This window comes from Coleofasciculus sp. D1-CHI-01 (genome assembly GCF_040218875.1).
Lineage (GTDB): Bacteria > Cyanobacteriota > Cyanobacteriia > Cyanobacteriales > Coleofasciculaceae > Coleofasciculus.
In genome coordinates this window covers 1-8,444 of the sequence record NZ_JAVJQP010000051.1, presented here as the reverse complement: position 1 = coordinate 8,444, position 8,444 = coordinate 1, and the positions used below count along the sequence as shown (strand labels likewise).

General features: G+C 45.2%; 6 protein-coding genes and 1 pseudogene. 2 read left to right on the top strand and 5 right to left on the bottom strand.

The genetic code is table 11. The features are described 5' to 3' along the window. Positions 1 to 182: 182 nt before the first annotated feature. The 3 genes and pseudogenes from RIB93_RS09995 to RIB93_RS09985 form a co-directional block, all read right to left on the bottom strand. Positions 183 to 1,364, bottom strand: a complete 1,182-nt coding sequence (locus RIB93_RS09995) for an ABC transporter substrate-binding protein (RefSeq protein WP_446372640.1) — start codon at positions 1,362 to 1,364, stop codon at positions 183 to 185. Between the two features lie 6 nt (positions 1,365 to 1,370). After that, on the bottom strand, positions 1,371 to 1,664 hold the full coding sequence (locus RIB93_RS09990) for a hypothetical protein (protein WP_446372639.1): 294 nt from the start codon (positions 1,662 to 1,664) through the stop codon (positions 1,371 to 1,373). Between the two features lie 116 nt (positions 1,665 to 1,780). After that, a pseudogene (locus RIB93_RS09985) lies at positions 1,781 to 2,686 on the bottom strand (ammonium transporter); the annotation flags it as partial. An 820-nt stretch (positions 2,687 to 3,506) separates the two neighbouring features. On the opposite strand from RIB93_RS09985, the gene RIB93_RS09980 reads away from it, so the two are divergent. Next, positions 3,507 to 4,901, top strand: a complete 1,395-nt coding sequence (locus tag RIB93_RS09980) for a hypothetical protein (protein WP_446372638.1) — start codon at positions 3,507 to 3,509, stop codon at positions 4,899 to 4,901. A gap of 243 nt (positions 4,902 to 5,144) precedes the next feature. Here the strand turns inward: RIB93_RS09980 and RIB93_RS09975 are convergent, their stop codons facing one another. After that, positions 5,145 to 7,004, bottom strand: coding sequence for a protein kinase domain-containing protein (locus tag RIB93_RS09975; RefSeq protein WP_446372637.1), 1,860 nt, complete (start codon positions 7,002 to 7,004; stop codon positions 5,145 to 5,147). A 222-nt stretch (positions 7,005 to 7,226) separates the two neighbouring features. After that, entirely contained in the window at positions 7,227 to 7,619 is a 393-nt protein-coding gene (locus RIB93_RS09970; protein WP_446372636.1) for a GNAT family N-acetyltransferase, read from the bottom strand. Positions 7,620 to 7,919: 300 nt separating this feature from the next. On the opposite strand from RIB93_RS09970, the gene RIB93_RS09965 reads away from it, so the two are divergent. Beyond that, complete coding sequence (locus tag RIB93_RS09965; RefSeq protein WP_446372635.1) at positions 7,920 to 8,303, top strand: hypothetical protein; 384 nt, start codon at positions 7,920 to 7,922, stop codon at positions 8,301 to 8,303. Positions 8,304 to 8,444 lie beyond the last annotated feature (141 nt).

The following is an 8,444-nucleotide window of genomic DNA, read 5'->3' as shown; positions in this document are numbered from 1 at the left end:
AGTTAGATGGCATAGTATTAATCTTTGATTTTTGCTGTTCATTTTCAGAATACTTTATATCATAAAAGCTGACCTCAAATCAAGGTACAGCAGGAACTCAAAGCAACTTTGAGTGTAAAAATATTTCAATTATTTGTTTTTATTTACAGGTAATTTATCATAATTACTCTAGAAGAGCCGTCTTACTTCAAGAGTTCAAACGTAAATCCTGGCTGCGCTGGTTGCGCCAAGCTGGTTGGGTCTTCCTCCGACTTGGTAGGGTCACTAGGGGTTGTACTCGGATCTGTAGGAACAATCTGCACTAACTGAACCGATGCTCCTACCCGATTCCCTTCAGCATCAAACTTGAGTTCATCTCCCGCCGTTTCACTGGCTGGTAAACTCACTTGACGCAGAGCCTGTAAAACCCCTTCACGAGAATCAGCGGTTTTGATGGCAGCCAGTAACGCTTTAGCTGCATCATAACTGTAAGCTGTCCGCCAACTGACCTGAGTGTTCCAACGTTCTGCCGCCTGTTGAGCATAGGGGGTATTGGGATACCAAGGCGCAGTAAGAACCATCCCTTCAACGGCTTTTTTCCCAAATGCTAAAGTTTCATCGGAGTATAAGGCATCATTGCCAATGATCTGCATTTGCTGATTGGGATCTAAGGCTTGATTAACTCTAGCTACTGCGATCGCGCGTGAAGTCCAGGTGGTACTCGGGAAAAGTAGAGCAACTTTTGCACCGTTTTGTACATATTTTCGCACTTCAGGACTCGCATTGAAAGCACTTTGGGACAGATCACTAGCGGCGACTTCTTCCAGACTCGTTTCCTGCTCAAAAGCGTCTTTGAGACTGCGACTGTAGCTACTATTTGAGGCGTAGAAGACAACGGGATCAGTGACGTTACTTTGGGCAATGTAGTTGGCTAATCGATCAGCCGATTCTTGGTCAGAGGGAACAGTTCTAAAGAAACAGTCCCCAGAAATTGCGGTACTGGTACTCGTGGGGGAAACCATCGCCACATTCGCCGGACAGTAAATATCTGTAACCGCTAGGCGTAGTAATTCGATATTCAGATCGTGCAGCAGAGGACTATTGACGGGTAAAGCAAAACCGTATAGCTCCGTGGTTAAGGCAAGCAGGACAATCAAGATACCAATAGAGGTAACGACTGCCGTCCCAAAAAAGGGCTTGAGGCGACTCCAAACGCTGGGTTCTTGACTTGAGGTTAAAACGCTAATCTCAGACAGGAAATAGGGCAGCGTAAATGCAACGTTTTCTTCTAGGCGCTTGGCTGTAATACTAATTGGACCAATAGCCATATCCAAGTCACCTTTGGCGATCGCATCTAGGGTCGCCTGGACATTAGACTGGGGAATCAGTTGTTACTCTATCCCTTTGGATCTAGCAATCCTATTCCAAATTTCTACACTAATGCCTGATATCTTCGTATCTTCGCGAACAACAAAGGGGGCAGCACCGACGACACCCACACGCTGCGGTTTGGTCGGCAAGGGTTCGGCTGAAACCAGAGTCGGAATCGCGATCAGCCAAGCTACAGCGAACCCAGTGATACCAGGGTGGGTCAGACCGAGACACCGGAGAATCTGGAAGGGTGAGGATTGCTGAACACGCAGGATAAATGGGGCGAAGAAACCACAGGATGACTGCGATCTCATGGATTGTCTGAAATTTATTCGTGGTTTATTCATTGCACCAACTCCTCGACTGCCCAGTGAGTTGGATGCTAAAAGAGAGCCGGAGACAGAAGTTGCAATTACGATAGTTTGCCGCCTAGTTGTGAGCCAGGATTAAAGCCAAACCAACCGAGCCACAAAATCAAAGCCCCTAGTGTCGCAAGGCTGAAGTTATGAGCCGCGATCGTATTCACTGAACCATCGGCGTTGTATTTGCCAATCCGAGGACCAAGCATTATCGCTCCCACGAGTGCAGCCCAAGCCCCACAAGAGTGAACGACTGTAGTCCCGGCAAAATCGGTGAAACCCATTTCTTGCAGCCAACCGCCACTTCCCCAAGCCCAGTGACCCGATATCGTATAGCTGGTGATAATCAGGAAGCTGAAAAGTAGGAAGGCATCCAAGCGAATGCGTTCGGCAACTGCACCGGAAACAATGGTGGCAGCAGTAGCAGCGAATGCGGCTTGAAAGAGAAAGAAAATGCCAACGGGTAAGTTTTCGGGAAAGGGCGACAACCCATAGGTTGCTGAATCACCACTGCTTAAGAAAAAGCCACCCCAGCCAATGAAGGAATTGCCTTGTGCGCCAAACATGAACGAGAAGCCGATGCTCCAGTAAGCCAGAATCGCAATCCCGAAAACAACGAGGTTTTTGGTGAGAATATTTACCGCATTCTTTTGGCGGCACATCCCCACTTCGAGCATCCCGAAGCCAGCATTCATAAACACCACCAATGTTGTGGCAAACAACACAAATCCAACGTTGATAAATCCTTGGAGTTGGTCAAGACTGGTGGCGACATCCTCAATTTGCCGTTCTAGATAAACACCGCCTCCGGTTTGGGCATCAGCAGCACTATGCCAAAGGACGGTGATGATAGCGGCTAGGGGAATACAACCTAACCAAGCCGGAGAAATTTTCTGGATAACTCTACGTAATGTTTGTGTTTTGGGTAGGAAAATCCTTCTGTTTTTGAGGATTTCAGGTATCGACTGAGATTTCATGGTTTCGATTATCCTTGGGGTTTTTATTCCTTTCATTGAGGATACATTACCTTAAAACAAAATTCAAAATTTGCTTTGCTAAATTTTGAATTTACGAACAATTTTCTCTCCATTTACAAAGAGATTTTTAAATAAAATACTTGATAATCAAGCTATTTATTGTAAAAGTTTGTGAATTTCAGGCAAGTTGTTCCATTGTCCCTTGTTAACCTGAATCCAAAAATAATCACTGAAATCGATAGTCTTGACTTAACGCCTCACCTCTGACTCAGATAACTTGTCAACGCCCCAAATAGGGACGAAGCCGTTTATACCTAGATGTGTACAACTTAAGTTTTCTATACAAACACTTAATCATTTGTAAACAAAAAAGGGTGGCATTTTTTGCACAAGAGGCTTTTGGTAGTGAAAACTACAGTTTTTTAAGTTAATTTGAATGTTGAGAGTTGGAATTGACTTTCACTAACGAATATGATATAAACATTAAGATATTGATTTCGACTTCACAGCTAGACAATCGACTTGCAAGGTTATACAGCATTTACAAATGATTTGTAAATGCGAAAAGCTGGGAAAACCTTATTGGTGGATTGTCTTCAGGGTTTCTTGCATCTCATTTAAAACGCTCTATAGAGCCAAATACCAGGGTCAATCGTTGATAAGTAGACTAGAAAAAAGCCTGTTAAAGACCCAGATCTATCTATAGCGTTTTTATTTGATAAACAAGCAAGCCTTGCCCAGTAAAGGTTTCAGTGCTTTAGCTGTCAACGAATCATCTGAAAACACTATAGATGTCGAACTTATCATCTTATCATCCGTTATGTCGCACTCATCGTCTGTTAAACCTCAAATATTAACAACCACTGATTGGAGACTCAGCCCCGGTTACTTGTGTGAAGGGGGATCTGATTTTGAATCCGTTCATATTTTGTTGGGTCGGTTTTTAGCGGATCGGCATTCAGAAGATCCCTTGCCTGACCTATCCATGACAATGGAAAACGAAGGCTTTGAATGGGGCAAAGGATTGCCGTTGGAAAAGGTGATTAATTCTCAGGATGATTTAGACTTCCTGATGAAACACCCGACCTTATTCCGCAATGCGATCGCGGTGATCGAACCCTGGGAACACGTCGGGTGCAATCACATTGGCGAAGAGGTGCGGGCGTCGCTGAATGTGGCGTATTTGGCACAAAAAATTGCCGATTGTGATTCACTGCTGTTCCCGTTTTGGTCATCGGGTATGCTTGAGCCAGAGTTAGTCGTACCGCTGATCACGTCGGGATTAGCGGTGGTTGTAGAAGGCGGTGATCCATCGGTGCGCGATGCTAGCAGCTTTAACGATGCCAAAATTTCCCTAGAGGAACTCCACAGATTCACCGATAAACTACTGCTTTCGCGATCGCCTACGAGTGCGCCTGCTTTATTTATTTGCTTGGGACATCAATTGGCGGCACAATCTCACATTCGGTTAATTAAACGGGCGGTGGATGAGGTATTTAGCCTAGAGCATCTGGCACGCGATCGCAATGGTAAAGCCCTAAAATCTTTGAAAAAAGTCTGCCAGCAGATTCAACAGGTGGGGAGTACGTTACAGGTGAAGAAGAAAAATGGACACCTGATTGCCAAAAACTGGGATGATCCGGAATTTGCGGTTGGTCCCAATGAAAAGAAAGAAGTGGGCGATCGTCAATTGTTGCATTATGAATCTCCGGATAGCGACACGTCTAACATTCCCGAAGACGTAATTATCGCCCATGAGGTGACGGCTGATGAATTTGAAGGGGTAATCGATACGTCGATTGAGTATGAACATGAATTAAATATTTCCATGTTCCACTCCGATGAAGTGAATGAGGAAGCGATTCTATTTGCAAACTGGGCATATCGCCTGCTGCATGATGCGATTATCTCCCATCGGCATATTTTAGCCGGGAGTCCCTTATCCTGGTTAATGCAGCTTCCCTTTGCGGTGGAAATTCTTTGTTCAACGGCTGACGAGACAGAAGTGGTGACAGAATGTTCAGCAACCTGTATTAACTACAAAGATTTCGAGAGTAAGTTGATCCGCCGTTCATTTACCTGTCAATTCCATCCGGAACTGCTTCAGGATCTGCGGGATCTTTGTCACCGGGAACCTCCCACTTATGATGAGTTAAAGCGTGATGATGGTGCTCGTTTATTTGCCCGACTCTTGTATTCTGGGATGCAGGAATAAGGGCATGTGAATAACATCATCACCATGGCGCGACGGATGGAAGAGGTGAGATTTTGACCCCCGGTTGAGGGAAAATTTGGCGCTTAGGTCGGTGAAAATCGCAGGATGCAAGAGGATGGTGGTGTAAAAACCTTGCACTTGTTGGGTGAAAAAATGGCTTTAAACCCTTGTATGATATACCTTTAAGCTTAATGCAGCAAGCCCCAATTAGCTATTCCCTATTCCCTGTTCCCTGTTCCCTACTTAAATAAATTGCCAAAGTTTAATCGTTTTATCTTGAGCCGCACTCGCCAAGGTTGAACTATCTGGACTAATTGCCACAGACATAACACCAGCGGAATGATCCGATAAGGTCTGGATCAGTTTTCCACGACCCGGATGCCAAAGTCTAACCGTTCCATCAGCACTACCACTGATTAATAGGCGACCTTTGGCGCTGATTGCAACAGAATGGACTGCATCTGTATGTCCAGTCAGCGTCAATAAAATATCACCTGTCTTTAAGTTCCAGACTTGAATCGTCGCATCCGCACTACCACTGATTAAAAGTTGACCACTAGGACTAAAGACGAGTGAATTGACGGCATCGGTATGCCCATGTAGGGTTAGTTGAATTTCACCTGTGGCTAAATTCCACAATTTAATCGTGCGATCTGCACTACCACTTGCCAAGGTTTGTCCATTTGGACTAATGACAACCGTTTGAATCATGCTGGAATGACCATCAAGGGTTTTCTGTATATCTTGTAGGTTTAAATTCCAAATGTTAATTGTTTTATCAGCACTGCCACTGGCGAGAAGCTGTCCATCTGGACTAAACGCAACTGACTTAATCCAACCTGAATGTTGCTTCAGGGTATGCTTTAATGTTTGGGTCGTTAATTCCCAAAGTTTAATCGTGTGATCCCAACTCCCACTGACTAAAAACTGTCCATCTGGACTAAAAGCAATGGTATTAATTAAACTAGAATGCCCAGAAAATGTACAACTGGGTATACCACTATCCAGATGCCAGAGTTTGACGCTACGATCCGCACCCCCACTAGCCAGAATCTGTCCGTCTGGATGAAAGGCGATCGCATGAATCGAACTCGAATGACCCCGCAACGTCCGTACACATTGCCACGTCGGTGTTAGCGTGTTTGGTTTAACCGATGGATTTGGGGAAGCGACTGACAATGATTGGGCTAACGTCTGGGTGAGATGCAAATCCTGGAGAATCTGGGCGGCTGAATGATAGCGCAGTTTTACCGCCCCCTCCAGCATTTTATTCAAGGTTTGCGTGAGGCGATCGCTAATCGGTTCAACCAGGTAGTCTTGCCACACCCACATTCCTTCTAAACTGTTAAACAAGTCAAAGGGATGAATGCTGGTTAGTAAATGAATACAAGTCACCCCTAAACTATACAAATCACTACTTGTTACCGCTTTGCCCATCAGTTGTTCCGGGGCGGCATAAGCCGCAGAACCAATAACCGTTCCGGTTCGGGCTAATGCTGTTTTCGTGGTCAATTTTGCGGCACTAAAATCAACGAGAACAAGTTTATCGGCTTCTGTCTCGACGCCTGTACTGGCAGAACAAATAATATTGGCTGGATTAATATCTCGGTGAATAACCTGATGAGAATGAATATACTGTAATACAGGCAACAGTTGTGCCAAGATAGGGCGAATCTGGGTTTCATTAAATGCCCCTTCTTTCGCTAATTGTTGGGCTAAACTCTCTCCTTCTACTAAGCGTTGCACGATCGCACCCGTCGTTCCCCTTTGCGGATTGGGTTCAAAATAAGCCAGCAGTCGGGGAATCTGGGGATGTTCGCCTAGAGTTTGTAATCGGGCGGCTTCTTGACGAAAGGATGCTGCCGCTTTCTCGATATTGGTTGTCCCTTGATTGGTGCGTGAAAACTGCTTGATAATACAAGTGGATAATCCCGACTCCGATTCGTCAATTGCCCGAAAGGTACGACCAATACCCCCCTGACTAATCAACTCCATCGCCCGGTAGCGATCGCCTAAAAGTAATTTTGACCCACAAGTGGAGCAAAATCTGGCATGATCAGGGTTGGCGGGTTTGGGACAAGTTAGGTTAAGGCAGTAACTCATTCGCAAATTTTTAGAGTCAAGAGTTGATCCTATTGTGGCTTGTATCCACCTAGTGCAAGAAAGCAGAAATAACGCCAGCAGCGAATATCTCCCCCAGCTCCCCCAGCTTCCAGACGCGCCATGGCACGTCTCTACATTGCTTCCCCAGCTTCCCCAGCTCCCCCATCTCCCCCTCACCCCATCTCCCCCTCACCCCATCTCCCCCTCACCCCATCTCCGAAATCATGCTTCCTGTATCCGGCTAATAGACGGCTGGCGTATCATCAAATCCTCAGTCGTTGACACAAAACCATGTCTGCTGTACCAGGCGCGTAAATTTTCTATGCCAAAAGGACTACCCTTGTCCAATTCTAGAGTAATCGGTTTATCATTCAACATTTGGCAAAGCATCTTCAGGATTTTAGACCCATACCCTTTGCCACGATTACCAGGCATGACGTTTAAGAAATGAATAAAATAGGAGGTTTCATCCTCACAGACAGATACCACTCCGACTAAGTCATCTGCCTGAGTAAACTCATACCTCATTTCCCCTTGATATCCAAAAGTTCTGGGAAAGACTCGTACCGATAGATTCACGGTTAACTCATCCTCTCGTCGATTCAACTTATACACCACCCTATTGTCAAAGTCCGGTTAGTGCGTCGGCAGATGTAACCTTAGTTAGCATTTCGTCTTATGTCTTATGTCTTATGTTTGCTTCCTCAGCTTCAGTAGACACCCATGGAACGTAACAGGCGGCGCGATCGCATTTAGCTTGAACATCTGGAAAGGTGATTGAATCACAGCTTCTGAAGAAAAATCTATCTTCTTGAAGATACCTCTTTGTCAATTATCGTTTCCTCTGATAGAGGTAAACCAGACTTCGATCAAAAATAATAAAAATGTAACAAACTCTCATGGGAGAGAACGCCAATGCGATATAAAAATATTACAGCCATAGGAATCCTAACCGCCATCTTCGGCTTAGCGAACCCTGTCTCGGCTCAATCACCCGTCACGACAAAAGCCGACGACGTTACTCTCTCTGGTGAATCCCTAATGGGCATTGAACAGAGAAATCTCGGCGATGATTTTGACCAGTTCTTTTTAGACGATCCAGCGCTGGCATGGAGAGGAACAGGTGGTAGCCAGATTAATTTTAACAACCAAGCTGGTACTGACTTTCAGTTAATAGACGATGTGGAAATCTCAGTTAACGAACCCTTATCTCCACCGATCAGTCCAATCAATTTCCGCAGACACGAGAATTTGAGCAGCGGTCTTGATCGCGTGGAAGTACAAGTTGAACTTGATTAATGGTTATATGTTTTTCCCCAGTAGGGGCGGGTTTAGGGCTTTCATTTTGCCATTGATGATCAACTTTATTCAAAACCCGCCCTGACCGAGTGTAAGCGTTTTAGATATGTTTTTCCCCAGTAGGGGCGGGTTTAGGGCTTT